This window comes from Pelagibius sp. (assembly GCF_965227505.1).
Taxonomy (GTDB): Bacteria; Pseudomonadota; Alphaproteobacteria; order Kiloniellales; family Kiloniellaceae; genus Pelagibius.
This window is the reverse complement of record NZ_OZ245757.1, coordinates 3,498,011-3,517,652: the sequence shown is the minus strand read 5'-3', so window position 1 is coordinate 3,517,652 and position 19,642 is coordinate 3,498,011. Positions and strand designations below refer to the sequence as shown.

The following is a 19,642-nucleotide window of genomic DNA, read 5'->3' as shown; positions in this document are numbered from 1 at the left end:
CCCCTGGCCCGCGATGTGGCTATGCTCGGGCGCATGGATACGGACACCGCTTTGCATGACCTTTCGCAGACCTGGCGCGGCCGCTTTCCCGCCGCCGAACGGCAGGTCTACCTGAACATCGGCTCGCGCGGCATCATTTCCGACGCGGCGAAGCGGGCCGCCGACCGCATGATCGAAGGCCACTGGCTGTCCGACATGCCGAAGTCGGAGCGCAAGCCGATGCTGGAGGGCTGCCGGGCCAAATTCGCCGCCCTGGTGAAGGCTGGCGGCGAGGCGGAAGTGGCGGTGCTGAAGAATGTCAGCGAAGGCCTGAATTCGATCGCCACCGCGCTGACCTGGGAAGCGGGAGACAACGTCGTGCTGACGCCGGAGCTGGAGCACGGCAACAACATCTATCTCTGGCGCGCCCTGCATGAACGCGGTGTCGAGCTGCGTGCGATCCCGCATCGCGGCGGCCACATCGACGCTGCCCGCATGGCCGAGGCGGTGGACGGCAGAACCCGATTGGTCACCGCCTCCTCGGTCAGCTTCACGCCGGGCCACCGCACGGACCTGCGCACCATCGGCGCGGCGGCGCGGGCGAAGGGGGCCTTCTTCCTGATCGACGGCGTGCAAAGCTGCGGCGTGCTGGACATGGATGTCGAAGAGGTTTGCGCCGACGGCCTTGCAACCTCGACCTCAAAGGGCCTTTTGGGCCTGATGGGGCTGGGCTTCCTCTATGTGCGCGCCGACTGGCTCGAGCGCCTGCGCCCGGCCTTTGTCGCCCGCCATTCGGTTGCCCACGGTGGGCACGAAAGCGAGTTCGAAGGCATGGACTTCGCCTATGCCGGCGATGCCAAGCGCTTCGAGATCGGCAACTACAACTGGACCGGCATCGCGGTGGCCGACGTGGCCCTGGGCGAGCTGTTGGCGGCGGGCACGGCGGCCATCGAAGCCCATAGCCTCGCCCTTGCCGACCGCCTGCGCGCCGGGCTCCTCGACCTGGGGTTCAAGGTCGCCCTGGCCGAAGACCCGCGGCGGCGCTCGCATCTGGTCACGGTCGGCGAGATGGGGCTCGGCGACACCTACACGACCGGGGATGAGACCCTCAACCGCGTGGCCCGCGCCCTGGAAGGCGAGGGCGTGCGCTTTTCCATTCGCCGCGGGATGCTGCGCTTCGGTTTCCACCTCTACAACAATGACTCCGATGTCGAGCGGGTGCTGGCAACAGCCGAGGCTGCCAAGAAGGCCGTCTAGATGTTCGAGGGTTTCGAGACGCCCTGTCTGATCCTGGACACGGTGCGCCTGCGCCGCAACGCCGCGCGAATGCTGGCCCACTGCGGTGCCCAGGGTGTGCTGCTGCGCCCGCATCTCAAGACCTCCAAGTCGGTCGAGGTCGCAAAGATCGCGACCGGGGGGCGCCTGTCCGGCGTGACGGTTTCGACCCTGGCGGAGGCATCGCACTTTGCCCGCGCCGGCTTTGACGATCTGCTTTACGCCGTGGGAATCACCCCCAACAAGTTCGACCACGTCGCCAGCATCATCGACGCGACGGGCAAGACCGTGACCCTCTGTCTCGACTCCCCCGAAATGGCGCGCGCTCTTGCGGAAAGCGACCTGGCGGCCCCGGCCCTGGTCGAAGTCGACTGCGGCGAGCACCGTGGCGGCCTGCCCGCCGGCGCCGACGCGCTGATCGAAATCGGACGGATTCTGGGACCCCAGCTGCGGGGCGTCATGAGCCATGCCGGCCATTCCTATGCGACGGACAGGGTGGCAGAGGTGAAACGCGTGGCCGCCGCCGAGGTTGACGCCGCGACGACCGCGGCGGAGCGCCTGCGCGAAGCCGGCATGGCCGTCGAGGTCGTCAGCATCGGCTCGACGCCGACGGTGCTCCATGCCGACAGCCTGGACGGCATCACCGAAGTGCGCGCAGGCATCTACCTGTTCTACGACCTTTCGCAACTCGGCAGGAACGTCTGCGGGCTGGAGGACATCGCCTTGTCGGTGTTGAGCACGGTGATCGGCCACAACCGCGCCGCCGGCGTCATGACCATCGATGCCGGGGCGCTGGCAATGTCCAAGGACATCGGCGCCAACACCTTCCTGCCAAGCGCCGCTTACGGCTGGCTCTGCGAGACGGAAACCATGAAACCGACCGGCCTGGCCCTCACCGCGGTCCACCAGGAGCACGGCACCGTCACCGTCGAGGACCCGGCCTGGTATGAGCGCCTGCCCATCGGTTCGACCGTGCGGGTCCTGCCGGGGCACGCCTGCCTGACAGCCGCCGGCGGCTACGGCGCCTACCACACCACCTGCGGCGAGACCTGGCCGCGTGTGGACGGCTGGTGAGCGTCAAGCCACCCGGCGGCCCCGTCTTATCGTAGAACGTCCAGGCTTGGAACCGAGGCCAGCAGTTGCCGGGTATGGACCTGCTGCGGATCGGCGAACAGGCGGTCGGTGCGGGCTTCCTCGACGATGCGGCCCCGGTGCAGGACGACCACACGGTCCGCCATCTGCTCGACGATGGCGAGATCGTGGGTGATCAGAACCAGCGTCAGCCCCAGTTCCTCGCGCAGGTCGCCCAGCAGGCTGAGGATCTGGGCCTGGATGGAAACGTCGAGAGCACTCGTCGGCTCGTCGCAGATGACGATTTCCGGGCGCAAGACAAGGGCCCGGGCGATGGCGACGCGCTGGCGTTGACCGCCCGACATCTGGTTCGGATAGGCATAGGTGAAGCGCGCCGTCAGGCCGGTCTGTTCCATGACGCGGCGCACCATCGCCTGGCGTTCCTGCCGCGATCCGATGCCGTGGATGTCCAAGGGGCGGCGAATGATCTGGCTGACTGACATGCGCGGATTGAGCGATCCGTAAGGGTCCTGGAAGATCGGCTGGACGACCTGCGCGCGCTTGGCCTGGGGGACCGCCGCGACATCGACGCCGCCGAGCGTGATGCGCCCGCGGTCCGGGGCTTCGAGGCCCAGGATAAGGCGGGAGAGGGTCGACTTGCCGGAACCGCTTTCGCCAACCACCGCCAGCGTCTCGCCCTTGCCGACGGTCAGGGAAACGGCCTGCACTGCCTCGATCCGGCGTTTGGGCCCGAAGAGACCGCGCCTGACGTGGTAGCTCCGCGAAACGTCTTCGACGGCGATCACCGTCTCGCGCTCGCGGGCGACGACATTGCGGCCGCTGCCCCGCGGGATGCTGTCGATCAGCCTGCGGGTGTAGGGATGCTGCGGATCGCTGACGATCTGGCGGGTTGGGCCCTGTTCGACCACCTCGCCCTTCAGCATGACGAGGACCCGGTCCGTGTAGTTGGCGACAACACCGAAATCGTGGCTGATGAGCATGATGGCGAGGCCCAGCCGCCGCTGCAGATCCTTCAGCAGATCGAGGATCTGCTTCTGGATCGTGACGTCCAGCGCCGTGGTCGGCTCGTCGGCGATCAGCAGATCCGGCTCGTTCATCAACGCCATGGCGATCATGATGCGCTGGCGCTGGCCGCCGGAAAATTGATGCGGATACTGATTGAACCGTTCCTCGGCGTCGGGCAGGCCCACGGCCTCCAGGAGTTCCAGCGCGCGGGCCCTGGCAACGCGGCGCGCGGCGCCGTGCAGGGTCATCATCTCGCTGAGCTGCCGCCCGATGGGGTAGACCGGGTTGAGCGAGGTCATCGGCTCCTGAAAGATCATGCCCGCCTTCTGCCCGCGGATGCGGGTCGCAAGGGCCTTCTCCGAGACGGTCAGAAGGTCATGCCCGCAGAGCTCCAGGCGCTCGGCGTGGCGCTCCGCCGCGGCGGGCAGCAGGCCCATCAGGGCATGGGCGGTCATCGACTTGCCCGAACCGCTTTCGCCGACGATGCCCAGGGTCTCGCCCTTTCTGAGGGTGAGGGAAACGTCCTTGACCGCCGTCAGCGCGCCGCCGGGGATCGGCAGGGTGACAGTGAGGCCCTCGACCTCCACCGCTGTCGGCGGCGTCTTGCGGTGCTCCATCAGTGGCGGGCCTCCGGCGCCGTCACGTCCCGCAGGCCGTCGCCCATCAGGTTGATGGCGATGACCAGCAGGAACAGCGCGAAGCCCGGGATGGCGACCAGCCAAGGCTGGAAGAACATGGCGTCCTTGCCCTCGGCGATCATCAGCCCCCAGGACGGGGTCGGCGCCGGGATACCGACGCCAAGGAAGCTGAGGGAGGCCTCGGCGAGGATCGCCTTGCCGACCTCATAGGTGAAGATCACCAGGATGTGGCTGGTGAGGTTCGGCAACACGTCGCGGCCGATGATGGACAGGCGGCCGGCGCCCAGCGCCCTGGAGGCGGTGACGAACTCGAGCTGGCGGATCCGCAGCGTCGCGGCCCGCGTGACCACCAGAAAGAGGTTCCAGTGCAGGATGCCGATGACGCAGATGACGACCAGCGTCGATGGCCCGATCAGAAACACCATGGTCATGCCGAGAAGCAGTGTCGGCATCGCCAGCTGGCAGGAGAGCAGGAAGTTCACGGCCTGGTCGACGCGGCCGCCGAAGAAACCGCCCAGCACGCCCAGGGAAACGCCGATCAGACAGCCGATGAAGGCGGCGGAGAACCCGATGACAACCGATATGCGGGCGCCGTAGACCAGCCTGGAGAGATAGTCGCGGCCCAGGTGGTCCGTACCGAGCGGGTGTTCCCAGCTGCCGCCGGCCCAGACGGGAAAGGCATTGCGGTTGCCGAGGTTCTGCTCGGCGTAGTCGAACGGCGCCAGCCAGGGGGCGAGCAGCGCCAAAAGGCAGATTGCGGTGATGACGGCGGCACCGAGGACAAAGCCCCGGTGCTGAAGCGCGCGGCGGCGCATCGCCTTTGCCGGCGCTTCGCCCTCGACCTCAATGTCCGTATCGATGGATACCATCACGCCAGCCTTATCCGCGGGTCGAGCCAGGCGTTCAGCAGGTCTGCCAGGAAGGTGAAGAGGACGAAGGTAAGCGCGAAGATGAAGACCAGCATCTGAACCGTCGGAACATCGCCGCCGATAATGCTCTCGATGGCGAGCCGGCCGAGGCCGTTGATCGCGAAGACGCTTTCGGTCACCAGCGAACCTCCGAGCTTCTCGCCCAGCTGTACCGCAAGAATACTCACCACCGGCAGCAGCGCGTTGCGCATGGCATGACGGTAGAGCAGAAGCGTGCCGCGGTAACCCTTGGCGCGGGCGGTGCGGATGTAGTCCGAGGCCATGACTTCCAGCAGGCCGGTGCGGGTAAGCCGCATGACCGAGGGCACCGAAGAGAGGCCGAGCACCAGGGCCGGCAGCACGAAGTGCCACCAGGTGTCGGCGCCGGAGACCGGGAAAATCGGAAAGGTCACCGCCAGCAGCATGATCGCCATCAGCCCGAGCCAGAAGTTGGGAATGGCCTGGGCGGCGACGGCGAGACTGAGCGCCATGCGGTCGATCAGGGTGTTCGGGTTCAGCGCGGCGGCCACGCCCAGCGGAATGGCCACCAGGATGGTGACCAGGATGGCGGAGCCGGCCAAGGCCAGGGTGACGGGAAAGTGGCGCGCCACCAGATCGAAGACCGGCGTGCGCCAGTACAGGCTGTCGCCGAAGTCGCCCTGCAGCACACCGCCGAGCCAGGAGAAGTACTGCACGTAAAGCGGCCGGTCGAAGCCGAACTGCTTTCGGATCAGCTCGACGTCGGCGAGATCGGCCTCATCGCCCGCCATCAGGCTCGCCGGGTCGGTGGCGAAGTTCAGCAGCAGAAAGGCGACCAGGCTGATCGCAAAGGCCACCAGGAGGGCCAGCGCCCCGCGCTTCAGGGTATAGATCAGCATCTCGTATCCGAGGGTAACGGGCGCCCCGCCGGCCGGACCGGGACGGACCCGGCCGGGGGGATCGCCGCTAAGTCACTGCTGCCCGATCACTCCTTCCACCTGGCCATGAAGAGCCGGGGCATGCCGTCTTCCGGCTGCACGTAGACCAGGTCGTTCGACATCATGAAGTTCTGTGTGTACTTCTGCACCGGCACCCAATAGGCCTGCTCGGCAATGTGCTTGACGGCCTCGTGGAAGCGCGCCTCGCGTTCGGCGGCATCGTAGGTCGCATTGGCGCTGGCCACGAGATCGCTCAGCTTCTGATCGCCTGTATAGACCCGCGCCACGTCCAGGATGAAGCGGTCCGGCATGATGGCGCCGGCATCGGGGATGGAGAACGATCCGGAGGAGCCGTAGAAGGCCGCCAGTTCGCCGGCGTTGCGCGGCTTGGAGACCGACTTGACGTAACGCAGGCTCGCGTTGATGCCGACCGCCTGCCAGTAGTTGACCAGAGCCTCCTGGATCGGCCGGTCGCGGGCCGCCCAGTATTCCAGATCGAAGCCATCCGGATAACCGGCCTCGGCGAGCAGGGCCTTGGCCTTTTCCGGGTTGTATTCGTAGGTCCGGACATCTTCGGTGCAGCCGAACTGAACCGGCTGACAGGCCGTCCACAGCGGCTTTGCGGTGCCGCCCGTGATGTTGGTGACGATTTCCTCGCGGTTGATCGCATAGTTCATCGCCTGCCGCACCCTGAGGTCGCGGGTCGGTGAGTCCGGATCGGAACGGCCCGCGGCATCGAGGGCGACATAGCCGACCCGCATCGAGGGGCCGGCGACGAACTGGGCACGTCCGGTGCGCCCGACGTTCTCGGCGATGTCAGTGGGCACGTTGAAGGTCCATTGCACGCCGCCGGACATCACCTCGGCCGCCTGGGTCGAGAAGTCCGGAATCATGCGAATGACGATCTTCCCGATCGACGCCATGGCCTTGGGGCTGTCGCTGCGATAGCCGTCGTAGAGCTCCAGTTCGACCCGCTGGCCCGGCTGGAAGTCGACGACCCGGTAGGGGCCGGTGCCGTTCACCTGATTCTGCTGCGCATTGGGCGTGGTGACGCCGTCGATCTCGTAGGAGCCGGCCTTGCGCAGCTTTGAATAGTAGCTGAGATCGTAGAGCACCATGGCATAGGGCTGCTTCATCCTGAAGCGGACCGTGTGGTCGTCGACGGCCTCGATGCTGTCCAGCCAGCGCCCGATCCGGGTCGCATAGCGTGTTTCGCCCGCCTCGCTGACGATGTGGTTGAAGGAGTATACGACGTCGGCGGCGGTCAGCGGCGAACCGTCGTGGAAGGTCACGTCCTGGCGCAGGTTCACCACCAGTGTCGTATCGTCGGTGAATTCGTGGCTCTGTGCGACCAGCGGCACCGCCTCCTGGGTCTCCGGATCGACGTAATAGAGAGCGTCGTCGACGAGCAGGCCGAGAATGTCGTTCTCCCGGATCGTCGAGTAAAGCCCGTCGGTCGTCTTCACTTCCCGCGGGAAGGCGGCCACCAGTGTGTCTTTGGCTCTCTGGGCCTGCGCCGGCATGGCTGCGGCAGCCGCCACAACCACGGCCAGCAGGGCTTGTCTTATCAGCATGTAACCAGCGTCTCCCTGTTTTTCTTGTCTCCTGGATGCATTGCGATCCATGGTCTAAGTGGCTTTCTTGAGGGCGTCCAAGTCCAATACCTTTGCGGTGCATGGTTATGCCGATATGGCATGGCCCTGTTTACGTTGAATATCAGCCGGATATACTGACCGCCGCCGCGCCGGCCGGATGGCGCCGGACGTAGCGGAGGGCGGCTGGAGAACCTCCAAGGCGAACGCCTGGGGCGGGCGCCAGGGATCGGTGGTGCGGTAGGGCGATGGAACTGAAGTGGCTTGAGGACTTTGTCGCGCTGGCCCGCACCGGAAGCTTCAGCCGGGCCGCGGACGAGCGCAACGTGACCCAGCCCGCCTATTCGCGCCGCATCCGGGCGCTGGAGCACTGGCTGGGGGTTACGCTTTTCGACCGCTCCTCCTTTCCGGTCCTTCTGACGCGGGCCGGCGAAGAGTTTCTGCCGCGCGCCCAGGCCATGATCGCCGACATCAACCTTTCCCGGCAGGATCTGCGGCTGATGTACGCCCGCAGCCAGTCGGCGGTTCGGATCGTCACGCTTCACACGTTGGCGCTCAGCCTGCTGCCGAGACTGGCGGCCCGATTCACCCAGACCCACCCCGAGGCTTCGATCTCCGTGATCCCCTCGATCCAGGACATCGCCGCCTACTTCGACTCGTTGCAGACGGGGCTTTCGGACATCGTCCTGACGTACGAAAGCGACCTCCTGAGCCTGGACACCGCGGCCATGAAGCAGCTTTCCGTGCTGTCGATCGGCCGGGACCGCATGATCCCCGTCGCCTCGCCGGCCCTGGCTGCGGGTCTGGCGGAGAACTGGCTGGAGAGCGCGAAAGCGCCGGTGCCGATCCTGGCCTACGCCAGCTTCTCGTTCTCGGAAAAAATCGTCGCGCCGGTTCTGGCCCGCCATTCCAAACGGGTGCGGACGGTCTTCGAGAGCCCTTTGAGCGAGAGCCTGCGGCGCGTCGCACTCCACGGCGCGGGCGTGGCCTGGCTGCCGGCCGACCTGATCGCCAGCGACCTCTCCGCCGGGGCGCTGGTCCGCCTGCCGGGCGACCATCTGGCGCCTGAGATTGCGATCACCGCCTACCGCCTGAAGGCTCGGCGGGGAACCATGGTCGAAGCGCTGTGGAAGCTGCTGGAAGACAGGGCGGCGCATGTCGAGCCGGCAGCCCCCTAGAGCAGATCAGGGTTTGATGGAATCGCAGCCGTGGTCTTGCCCTTGTTACTTGCTGGAGCGATCCGGAAAACCCTGCGAATCTGCTCTAACGCCTGCAGATTGAGCGGAGGCCGGTGGGCGGTGATCCGCCGGGCCGGGGGACCGAGCTGAACCGAACGCAGCGCCCGGGCGGACTGCAGGGCGTGTCATTTCGCGGTTCCGGTTGACGCCAGGCGCAAGGGGTTGCACGCTCGGCGCCGATACAACCTTCAGCTCCGGTGAGCCGAATGGCGGACATCGTTCTTCTGCATTCCATTCTCGGATTGAGGCCGGCCGAGCACGAGATCGGCTCGGTTCTGGAAAAAGACGGGCACAACGTCAGCCTGCCCGACCTCTACGACGGCCAGGCGACGGATGACTACGACGAAGGCTTTCGGCTGAAGACCAGGGTCGGGGATGCCGCCATCGAGTCGCGGGCGCGGGCGGCGATCGAGGCGGCCCCCGAAGACGCCATCCTGTCCGGCGTGTCTTTTGGCGCGTTTCTCGTCGGGCAGTTCTGGGGAGGCCGGCCGCAGATGCCGGCCGCCCTGCTCCTCGCCGGCGTCGCGCCCTGGATGATACCGCAGCGGCCCGGCCTTCCGGTCGCTGTCCACATCGCCCGGCCCGATCCTTTCGATGACGAAGAGTTCTTCGACGAGTGGAAGGCGGGTGCCGGCAGCGTGAAGCTGGAGATGCATCGCTACGACGGGGTCGGGCACTACTTTCTCGACCGCAGCCTGCCGGACTACGACGCCGGGGCGGCCGAGCTCTGCTTGGACCGCTGCCGCGCGTTCCTGGCCGGCCTGTAAGCCCATCCCGGCAGCCGCTCTGCCGCATAGCCAGCGGGCCAGTGGAGGTGAGAAGCATCCTTCAAGGAAGAGGGCCCGGCGGTTTCCCGCCGGGCCCTTCAGGCATCAAACTTACAGAACTTGAACAAACTGCGGTCAGGTGAAAACATCCAGGCCGTCTTGAATCTGCACCGTGGCGCCGCCGTTAGTGTAGATCTCAAAACCACCTATCGTACCACCGAACACCCAACCACCACCTTCCAGGTGGACATCGTCATCTGGAGCCCCGTTGTCATCGCCCAAGATCTGGAGGACGTTGTCGCCATCGGTCATGCTGATGACATCTGCGGCAGTCAGAAACACATCGTCGATCGTATCCCCGTCCGTCATATCGATGATCTCGATATCGTTCAGACTGGTGTTACCCGTCAGGTCGGTATCGGACGTGATAAGCACGGTATCTGTCCCGTCGCCGCCGTCGATCACAGTGTCCAGGGGATCGAAAACCAGGGTATCGTCGCCGGTCCCGCCGAAGAGCGAGTCGTCGCCGGCCCCACCATCGATGAAGTCATCGCCGGCCCCGCCGTAGATGAGGTCCTCGCCGATACCGCCGAGGATGCTGTCGTCACCGCCGATGGCGGCGTCAACGTCGGAGGAGTCGCCGTAGATGATGTCGTCGCCGGCCCCGCCGTCGATGGTATCGTTGCCGCCGGCCTGGTTCAGCTCCGCCGTGCCTCCTCCAATCGCCAGCACATCGCCGGCAATCAGGTCGTTGCCGATGCCGGCAATGATCGAGTCATCACCGCCCGTGTTGACCTGTGCCGTGCCGCCGTCAGACAGGGCGTCACCGGCAATCGTGTCGTTACCGGCGCCGGAGATGATGGTGTCGTTGCTGACCTGCGCGTTCGTCTCTCCGGCCGGATCGTTGAACACCGTGGCGTTGCCGCCGTCGGTCGCCATGGCGTCACCGGAGATCAGGTCGTTGCCGTCAGCGGTCTCGATCAAGTCGCTGCCGACGATCGCCATCGCAGCCGCAGCCGCGTTCACGAAGCTGTTGGTGACCGTGGCATTGCCGTTCTGGCCGATCGCCAGGGCGTCGCCGGCGATGACCTGCTGGAAACTGCCGGAAGCGGTGATGGTGTCGTTGCCGACTTCGACCGCGGCGTTGTCGTTCGCCTCCGCGGAGTTTGTCACCTCCGCTTCGCCGTCATTCCCGGTGGCCATGGCATCGCCGGAAATCCAGCCGAAGCCGTCACCGCCGTCGATGAAGTCGGTGCCGACATCCACCGTGGCGTCATCCTCGCCGATGCCGGTGTTCTCCACCGTCGCCGTTGCGTTGGCTCCGGCCACCAGCGCCTCGCCCGCCAGGAAGTCGTCGTCCAGGCCGCCGTCGATGATGTCGTTGTCGACAGAGACCACGGCCTGATCGGAGCCAGTGCCGTCGTTGTCGGCAAAAGCTTCGGCGTCACTGGCGATTGCGAGTGCAGCGCCGGAGACCAGATCGCTGTCGTCGCCGGACTCGATGGTGTCGTTGCCGACGATGGCAAAGGCCTGGTCCGAGGCGGTACCGCTGTTCACCGCCTGCGCCAGGGTACCGGCACCCAGGGTCAGAGCCTCGCCGGCGATGAAATCGGTCTCGATGCTGATGCCATCGGTGAATGGCTCAAGCCTCGTTCCGATCGTGTCGTTGCCCGCGGACGCCATATTGACGGCGGCGCCGTCGTCCGGCCCCGCGGATACGGCGGTATTGGTCACCGTGGCGTTGCCGCCGTCCAATGCGGTGCTGGCCGCGTCGCCGGCAATGAAGTTGATGTCACCGTCGGCTCTGATGGTATCGTTACCGGCAGCGGCATCACTGAACGGATCACCGTCCGCGGATGCGCTGTTTTCGACTGTGGCAACGCCGTCCTCAGCGGTCGCCAGGGCGTCGCCGCCGATGAAGTCGATACCGTCGCCCCCACCCTGGTCGTTCGGGGACCCACCGTTATCGGAGGTGATGAGGTCGTTGCCCGCCTCGGCGTCGTCGTCGCCGGCCAGCGCCGTCGCCGTGTTCTTCGCCAGCGCCGTAGCGGCGATCCCTGCGGCCAGGGCATCGCCGGCGATGCGTTCGACTTCGTCCTCGCCGTCGGCAAAGATCGTGTCGTTCCCGGCAAAGGAATTGCCCCAGGCGCCGTCGATAGCGTCGGCCAGGTTTTCGGCCGTGGCGTCGCCGCTGCCGATCCCGAATGAACCCGCATCGCCGGCGGCCCAGTCCTCGCCGGAGCCGAGGAAGATCTTGTCGTTGCCGGCCCAGCCGCCACCGCTATCCGCGGTGTTCTTGGCGAGCGACACGGAGCCGTTGCCGAAGGCAGCAGCGTCGCCGGCAACCTCGTCGTCGCCCTCGTAGGAGAACAGGCTGTCATCGCCGGCATGACCGGGGCCGCCGCTGGCCGTGTTGGTGGCTTGAGCCAGGCCTGCATCGCCCTTGACGAGGGCGTCGCCGCCCATGTCGTCGGAGTCGGCACCGGCGAGCCCCACATCGTTGCCGGCATCGGCGCCGAGAGCCTGGCTGCCGACAGCGGTCGCGGTGTTGTTCGCATAGGCGCGCGCACCGTTTTCCGCCGTCTCCAGCGCGTCACCGGCCACGACGTTGTTGCCGTCCCCGGCGATGATCTTGTCGTTGCCGGCCGCACCATCGGTGGTGGCGATGTTATTGGTCGTCGCCGTGCCGCCTTCGATCAGCAGGGAGCCGGAGTCGCCGGAGACGGTATCATCGCCACCGCCGGCGTTGATGGTGTCGTCGCCGGCCACACCGCCATTCAGAGCGTTGTTGTCGGTGTCCGCCGAACCCGTGACACCGGTGGCAAGAGAGCCGCCGGCAATGATGTCGGCGTCGGCGCCGCCGAGAATTACGTCGACACCCGCCACGTTGTTGACCCCGTTGGCTTCGTTGAATGTCTGCGCATTGGCATTGTTCTCGGCGGAGTCCGCCTGGGCGTCGCCGGCCAGTTCATTCAGCCCATTGCCGGCCGTGATGTGATCGTTACCGGCCAGGTTGCCCTCGCCAAGGGCCGTGTTGGTGGCCGTCGCAGTGGCGTCGCCGTTGGCGATGGCCTGGGCGTCGCCGGACATCCTGTCGTTGCCTCCTCCGGCGGTGATGGTGTCGTCGCCGGACTGGTTGTCAGCGGTGTTGTCGAGATCGGTATCCGTGCTATCGGCATGGTTGTCAGAGAGCGCCGTAGCGTCACCGCCAGCCAGAGCTTGCGCGTCGCCCGCAACCCTGTTGGTGCCATCACCGGCAGTGATGCTGTCGTTGCCGGCGCGGTTGTCGTCGTCGCGATCGCCGGTCCCAGCGTCGTTCTCTTGCGAGGCATAGGCATCGTCGTTGGCGATTGCCTGGGCCCCACCCGAGATTCGGTCGCTGTTCTCGCCGGCAACAATGGTGTCGTTGCCGGCATGATTGCCGTCGGCGCTGCCGTCGTTGCCGGCCTCGTTCTCACCGTAGGCCGAGGCGTCATCATTGTAAGAGATTGCCTGGGAATCGCCGGCCACCCTGTTGAACCCATCACCGACATTGAGTTCGTCGTTGCCGGCGTAGTTGCCGACCTCGTCGTCTCCGCCGGCTCCGGCCCGATTGATCTGCTCCGCAAAGGCATCGTCGTTGGCCAGCGCCTGGGCCCCGCCGGACACGGTATCGGTCTGGTTACCTGTGGTGATGCTGTCGTTACCGGACCGGTTGCCGCTGTCCTCATTGCCGTCACCGGCGATGTTGCTGCCGTAAGCCCAGGCATCGTCTTCGGAAATCGCCTGAGCGTCACCGGCAACCTGGTTGTTGCCCTGCCCGGCCTCGATGGTGTCGTTGCCGGCCTCGGAGTTGTCACCCGTAGCCCGATTGTCGGTACGCGCAATGGCATCGTCCTCGGCGCGCGCCTGGGTGCCGCCCGAGACGATGTCAGCGCTTACGCCGCTGACAATGCTGTCGTTGCCGGCGTACCCTCCGTCCGTTGCCGTGTTGGCGGCAGTGGCTTCAGCATCGTCGCCGGTATTGACCGCCATGGCTTCGCCGGCGACGTGGTTGCTGTTGCCGCCCGCATCAATGATGTCGAGGCCCGCAAAGCTACCGCTACCGTTTGCCGTGTTGGCCGACTCGGCGACGGCATCGGAAAAGCCCCAGCCCTGAGAACGGGCCATGGCGTCGCCGGCCACCTCGTCCTCGTCGTTGCCGCCGACGTCGGAGTCGATGTCGTCATTGCCGGCACTACCCTGCTCGGCTGCGTTCACTTGCTGAGCGAAAGCCAGCGCCGCCGCGACCGCCATGGCACCACCGGAAATGATATCCCGGTCGCTGCCGCTTCTGATCGTGTCGTTGCCGGCACTGGCGTCGTTTTCGTCGTTGGCCGTGTTCTCGCCGAAGGCTTCCGCCAAGCCGTGGGTGGCGATTGCCTGGGAGTCGCCCGCCAGCACGTTGTCGCCGTCGCCCGCCTCGATCGAGTCGTTGCCAGCAGCGTTGTCTTCGTCGTCGAGCGCAAGGTTAGCGGACTTCGAGAGGGCATAGACCTTGGCGATCGCCTGGGCGTCGCCCGAGACCGTGTCGTGGCCGCTGCCGCTCTCGACTGTGTCGTTCCCGGCCTCGTTGCTGCCTTCGCCTTCGGCGCTTGCCGTGTTCTCGCTATAGGCTTCAGCCACACCGAAAGAGATAGCCTGGGCATCGCCGGCAACCCTGTTGTGGCCTTCGCCGGCATCGATGTCGTCATCACCGGCAATGTTGCCCTCGCCGAGGGCGGTGTTGATCGACGTGGCCTTGGTGAACTTCGCGGCAATTGCCTGGGCACCGCCCGAGACGGAGTCGCTGTCGTCACCGGCATTGATCGTATCGTTGCCGGCCTGGTTGTCGGCGCCGTCCAGATTGTCCTCGCTGTCGGCGTGGTTCTTCGACATCGCCTCGGCAGTGGAGAGGAAGCCTGTCCCGAGGGCCTGGGCGTCGCCGGCAACCTTGTTCTTGCCGTCAAAGGCATGGATCTCGTCATTGCCGGCGCGGTTGTCGTCGTCCAGGTCGCCGGTGCCCGCCTCGTTCAACTGATCGGCGTAGGCATGAACCTTGCCGATGGCCTGGGCGCCGCCGGAAAGCGAGTCGGACTGGTCACCGGCATAGATGGTGTCGTTGCCGGCGTTATTGCCGTCGGCGCTGCCGCCGTCACCCGCCTCGTTTTCGCCGTAGGCTTCGGCGGTGCCATCGTGGGAGATGGCCTGGGCATCGCCGGCCGCCCTGTTGTGCCCCTCGCCGACATCGATGTCGTCGTTGCCGGCCGCGTTGCCGTTCTCGTTGCCGGCACCAATGCCGACCCCGGCATCGTTGATCTGCTGGGCGAAGGCATAGGCGCCCGCCAGAGCCTGGGCACCGCCGGACACCGAATCCGCCTCATCGCCTGTCGCGATGGTATCGTTGCCGGCGTTGTTGTCGCGGTCCAAGTTGCCAGATCCGGCCGTGTTGGTGCCGTAGGCCCAGGCTTCCACACTCGCGATGGCCTGTGCATCGCCGGCGGTCTTGTTCCGTCCCTCGCCGGCCTCGATATGGTCGTTGCCGGATGCGTTGCCATCGCCGAGCGCCGAGTTGGTCGACTGCGCCGTGGCGATCGTGCCGGCGATCGCCTGGGCGTCGCCGGAAAGGGCGTCGTCACCGGCCAGCGACCCGAAGATGGTGTCGTTGCCGGCCTGGTTCTCGTCTTCACTGCTGCCGTCGTCCGCAGTGTTCTCGCCAATGGCCGAGGCGTCGCCGTCCTCGGAGATGGCCTGCGAATCACCCGCCACCTCGTTGTCGCCTTCGCCGGCGACGATGTAGTCGTTGCCGGCCGAAGACTCGTCGCCGTCTGCAACCGTGTTGAAGGCCTTGGACACGGCGTTGTCCCTGCCCAGGGCCTGGGCGTCGCCGGAAATCTGGTCATCGCCGTCATGGGCCTTGATCTTGTCGTTGCCGGCCTCGATCTCTTCCCCACCGGCAGCCGTGTTCTGCGCGACCGCCTCGGCATCGTCGGCGATGGCCTGGGCCTCACCGGCGATCCTGTTATCGCCCTCACCGCCGTCGATGATGTCGTTGCCGGTCGCCGCCTTGGATTGATCCATGGCCACACCGTCGGAGTAGACGGCGTTGTTGATGGCCACGGCTTTTGCCTCGGTTGCCTCTTCACTGTCCTCATCGGCAACCGCGATGGCCGCCGAGTCACCGGCGAGGGCATCATCGCCTTCGCCGCCGTCGATGACGTCGTTGGCAAAGCCGGTGTCGGTCGGGAAGGCCCCGCCGCCCGGCACCAAAACTGCGCCGCCCTCGTAATCGACATTGCTGGCGATGGCGTTCTGCACCTGGACATCGGTCAGCAGCAACTCACCCGCCGGATCGACTTCGCCGGTCCAGGGGTCGACGCTCCCGAACTTAACGATGAAGTCCGAGTTCTCATCGGTGACATAGAAGTTGCCGTCGCTGTCGAACCAGATTCCGCCTTCAAGATCGACGGCGCCGCCGAAAGCAGCGTTCAGTTGTGCGTTGCTGAGAAACTCAGTCACTGCGCCGTCCGGGGTAACGCGGTGGAGGCTGTTGGACCCCTGGTCGGCCACGATGATGTCGCCGTTCGGCGCCAGCACCATGTATCCGTCGATATTGCTGAAGGGGGCGCCACTGGCGACCACTTCCGGGGTACCGGTTTCCAGGTCGATCCTGATGATCGCCTCGGGCGTACCCGATGACGTGACGTAAAGGCTCTCCCCATCGGCGGACACCAGAATACCGCCTTCAACACCGAAGCCGGTGATTCCGCCCAGGGCCTCCACATCGGCCGCCGTGGTCAGCACCGTCACCGTACCGTCCGCCGGATCGATCTTCAGAACCGAATCGGTCGTGTCCTCGGTGATGTAGATAAAGCCGTCCGGCCCCACCACGAGGCCTTCCGGGTCCGGATTAACACCGCCACCGAGTGCTGCCTCGATGTCGGCTTCAGACGCGATCAGTTCGACTTCACCGAACTCAGTCTTCCTGAACACCGCATTGGAACTCGACTCCAGGAAGTAGATCGTGCCCTCGGCATCGATGTCGATGCCGGTTTCCCGGAATGTTACGTCTCCAAGGCCGGTAAGGCCGGTAATGTCGTCGGCGGAGATGGCAACCTCGACATTGCCCAGGGCATCGACCAGGAAGATGCTACCGAGGTCTCCACCTTCTTCGTCGTTCTGGACCAGCGCGCCGTCGGAGGCGACGCCGTTTTCCGGGCGCAGGAAGCTGTTGTCGGCATAGCCCAGGGCGTAGACGGACTCCGCCCCCGTGGCGAGAGCATCGCCGGAGGCGATGTCGTCGCCCTTGCCGGCATCGATGGTGTCGTTGCCGCCGAGGATCGCCGCGGCGGCACCCTCGTAGCCCTCCAGAATGGCCTCGATCCCCTGCGGGACCTCCTCCGCCCCGGGCCCGGCATCGTCGCCGCCCAGCAGGCTGTCGAGGTTGTTCAGGGCGTCGCCGGCCAACACGTCGTCGCCGTGCTGCACCGCGCCCTCTTCGCCTGCGCCTTCGCCCTCTTCCGGCAGACCGCCGATCTCTTCGGAACCGTCGCCGAAGATCCGGTCGTCGCCGGTACCGCCGTCCATGGAGTCGTCGCCTTCGCCGCCGATCATGTAGTCGCCGCCGGAGCCGCCGTACATCTGGTCGTCGCCGGCATCGCCGAAGAGGAAGTCGTTATGGTCGCTGAAGAACGGCTGATGGACGAGCTCGGCATCGTGACCGTCCTGAGTGCCCTCGCCGAGAACCGGAACGCCGGCGCCCTCAAGCTGCTCGAACTGATCGGCGATCTTCTGGGCCTGCTGCTCCACGAGATCCTGGGAGCCGCCGTAGAGGCCGTCATCGCCCGCAGCGCCCTGAATGAAGTCGGGGCCGCCGAAGCCTTCGACGGTGTCACCGCCGTCCGCGGCCTGCAGGAAATTCTGGCCGGCCAGCGGATCGGGATTGTTCTGCTCGGGATTGAGATCGTCGTTCAGCGGATCCCAGGGATTGGCATCGACGAGGTCCGGCACGCCGTCCAGCAGGATCGCGATGGACTCATAGGACAGGCCGGGGGGCAGATCGATCTCGCTGCCGGCGATCAGCGCCCCGGTTGCCGGGTCGACCTGGTAGGCCAGATCGTTGTCTTCGTCGATGGCCCAGAGGTTACCCTCGGCGTCGAAGGCAAGGCCCATCTGATCGTTGGAAGCGAGGCCGATCACGCCTGCCAGTTCGGTGACCACACCGGTGTCGGCAGCGATGGTGAAGAGCCTAACGGTGCCCGCATCCTCGCCAATGGCATAGAGAAGGTTCGGATCGTTCGGATCAGCCGCGAGGCCGGCGACATTGAAACTGCCAAACTCGGCAGCGACAGCTACTTCGGCCACTGTGAAAGTGCCGGCACCGAAAACCACCTCGTAGATGCCTTGGTTGTTGCCAACGGCATAGAATTTGCCATCCGCCGCAACTGTAAGGCCAGGGGTCCCAAGACCGTTTACGATGGGATCGTTGAGGTCCCACTGCTCGACCACCTCGCCGGTGGCCGGGTCGATCTTGACGATGCGATTGTCGCCGTCGTCGTCGTAGGCGAAGAGAAAGCCGGCATCGGCGCCCTGACCGAAGGTCAGCCCCTCGAAGTCACCGGAAAGCACGCCGTCGCCGTCGAACAGCGCGCCGACCTCGTAGGTCGTGCCATCCGCGAGGTCGATGACCAAGAGGACGTTGGCGTCGGTGATCGTATACGCAAAGGGGCCGCCCGGCAGACCGGTGGTGTTCAGCCCGCCGTCGGTGGGAATGTTGTTGGTGGTCCAGTCGTTCTGGCTGTCCGTGTCGCTGGAGTTCACCCGCGAGAAGATGTGGTGGTTGTCGGTGAACTGGCCGTTGAAGGTCTCCAGGTTCAGGTCCAGCAGAGGGGAGACGAAATCGGCCGGCGTTCCGGCAAAGTCCGGATCGGTCAGGCCGGCAAGATCGTCCTGCGTGAGGTTGGCGGCAAAGGTGTCGAGGGACTCGCCACCGTCGACCAGGTTCACCGCAATCGGATCGGTGGTGTCGTCGCCCAGGTCCCAAAAGTCGGCACCGGCCACGTCCACACCGCCGACCACGTTGCCCTCGGCATCGAAAATGCGGAGGTAGACCGTTTCGCCATCCTCTTCCGGATCTTCGGCGGCCTGATAAAGCACCACGAAGCCGTTGGGCGGCAGCACCGTACCGCCGGGCATCACGAAGGTCACGACCTCGCCCGCCGGATTGAGGATCTCCAGCGTCATGCCGCTGACGTCGAAGGCGCCGCCGTCGGTGTTCAGCAGTTCGATGAAGTTGACCTCCTGCGGCTCGGGCTCGTCCTCGTGCTTCGGATCGTCGGCCAGAGCGGCAGCAGCCTCTTCCGCCACCTCGTCGTCCGGTTCACTGGGCAGCTCCGGAACCGTCAGCGTCACCGCGACGCCGATTTCGTTGATCAGCGGCGTCGACTGCGCGATCTCTTCGGAGGGCGCAAAAGCAAACGGATCGTCCTCCAGCTCGATCAGCACGAATTCGAGTTCCACCGGCGGAATCACACCCTCAGGGAACAGCAGGGTGATGAGCTCGTTGAAGTTGTCGGAGTATTGGGTCGCGCCGGTCCCCAGCGCATCGGGACCTGCCGCCGTCTCGAGGGTGACGTCGGCCTGGCCGGCGAGGGCCAGGGCCTGGGTCAGCAGCACGTCGGCGCCGACCTCCGTGCCGGCCAGCGTGAAGGTCGGAGCATCGCCGCTGTCGATGACTGCAACCATGTCGCTGAAGACGATCTGGGCGCCGTCGTCGAAGCTCAGGACGAAGTCGCCGTTGTCGATCTGGATCTGCGCGCCGGCCGGCGGGAAATCCAGGTTATAGGTCTGCCCGGCTGCCGCCTGGATCTCGACCGTCTGCCCCGGTGCCGGGCGCGAAACGTTCGCGACCTCGGCGGCCTGGCCAACGACGGTGGCGCTGCCGTCTCTACCGCTGGTGTAAGTGATTTCCGTGGATTCGGCCGAGGTGTCCTGCCGGCCCTCGAGGCCGCGGGTGAGATCGTCAGTCATTTTTCGTCTCCTACGAAGACGAGCCAGGGTGCTCGCAGGCGCTAAAGTGCGCTGTTAACCACCCCTTTACTGATACATCCCACGAGCCGCAGTCTCTTCGAGCCCTGTGATGAAAACAAGAAAAACTTTATGAATAAGCATGTATATGGGTATGAGTTTTTGGCGGAAACCTGGAGAACACCCCGCGAATGGTTAACGGGAGACC

The 19,642-nt window shown here is 65.7% G+C and carries 9 protein-coding genes; 4 read left to right on the top strand and 5 right to left on the bottom strand.

Annotation, left to right across the window (positions count from 1 at the left end):
* Positions 1–33: 33 nt before the first annotated feature.
* Both ACO06P_RS16595 and ACO06P_RS16590 read left to right on the top strand, forming a co-directional pair.
* Positions 34–1,236: an aminotransferase class V-fold PLP-dependent enzyme gene (locus ACO06P_RS16595; RefSeq protein ID WP_420346340.1), complete on the top strand. Its 1,203-nt coding sequence runs from the start codon at positions 34–36 to the stop codon at positions 1,234–1,236.
* Complete coding sequence (locus ACO06P_RS16590; protein ID WP_420346339.1) at positions 1,237–2,328, top strand: alanine racemase; 1,092 nt, start codon at positions 1,237–1,239, stop codon at positions 2,326–2,328.
* 26 nt (positions 2,329–2,354) lie between these two features.
* Here the strand turns inward: ACO06P_RS16590 and ACO06P_RS16585 are convergent, their stop codons facing one another.
* The 4 genes from ACO06P_RS16585 to ACO06P_RS16570 form a co-directional block, all read right to left on the bottom strand.
* Positions 2,355–3,968, bottom strand: a complete 1,614-nt coding sequence (locus ACO06P_RS16585) for an ABC transporter ATP-binding protein (protein ID WP_420346338.1) — start codon at positions 3,966–3,968, stop codon at positions 2,355–2,357.
* Positions 3,968–4,858: an ABC transporter permease gene (locus tag ACO06P_RS16580; RefSeq protein WP_420346337.1), complete on the bottom strand. Its 891-nt coding sequence runs from the start codon at positions 4,856–4,858 to the stop codon at positions 3,968–3,970. The genes ACO06P_RS16585 and ACO06P_RS16580 overlap by 1 nt, the downstream gene beginning before the upstream one ends.
* On the bottom strand, positions 4,858–5,775 hold the full coding sequence (locus ACO06P_RS16575) for an ABC transporter permease (RefSeq protein WP_420346336.1): 918 nt from the start codon (positions 5,773–5,775) through the stop codon (positions 4,858–4,860). Before ACO06P_RS16575 ends, ACO06P_RS16580 begins: the two co-directional genes overlap by 1 nt.
* An 86-nt stretch (positions 5,776–5,861) precedes the next feature.
* The gene (locus tag ACO06P_RS16570) at positions 5,862–7,388 is read right to left on the bottom strand and encodes an ABC transporter substrate-binding protein (protein WP_420346335.1); all 1,527 of its coding nucleotides are present in this window, start codon (positions 7,386–7,388) and stop codon (positions 5,862–5,864) included.
* Between the two features lie 266 nt (positions 7,389–7,654).
* Here ACO06P_RS16570 and ACO06P_RS16565 point away from each other — a divergent pair, with 266 nt between their 5' ends.
* Together ACO06P_RS16565 and ACO06P_RS16560 are read left to right on the top strand one after the other, a co-directional pair.
* Positions 7,655–8,584, top strand: coding sequence for a LysR family transcriptional regulator (locus tag ACO06P_RS16565; protein ID WP_420346334.1), 930 nt, complete (start codon positions 7,655–7,657; stop codon positions 8,582–8,584).
* Between the two features lie 266 nt (positions 8,585–8,850).
* Positions 8,851–9,411, top strand: a complete 561-nt coding sequence (locus ACO06P_RS16560) for a dienelactone hydrolase family protein (RefSeq protein WP_420346333.1) — start codon at positions 8,851–8,853, stop codon at positions 9,409–9,411.
* 135 nt (positions 9,412–9,546) lie between these two features.
* Here the strand turns inward: ACO06P_RS16560 and ACO06P_RS16555 are convergent, their stop codons facing one another.
* Positions 9,547–19,437: a hypothetical protein gene (locus ACO06P_RS16555; protein WP_420346332.1), complete on the bottom strand. Its 9,891-nt coding sequence runs from the start codon at positions 19,435–19,437 to the stop codon at positions 9,547–9,549.
* Positions 19,438–19,642: the final 205 nt, after the last annotated feature.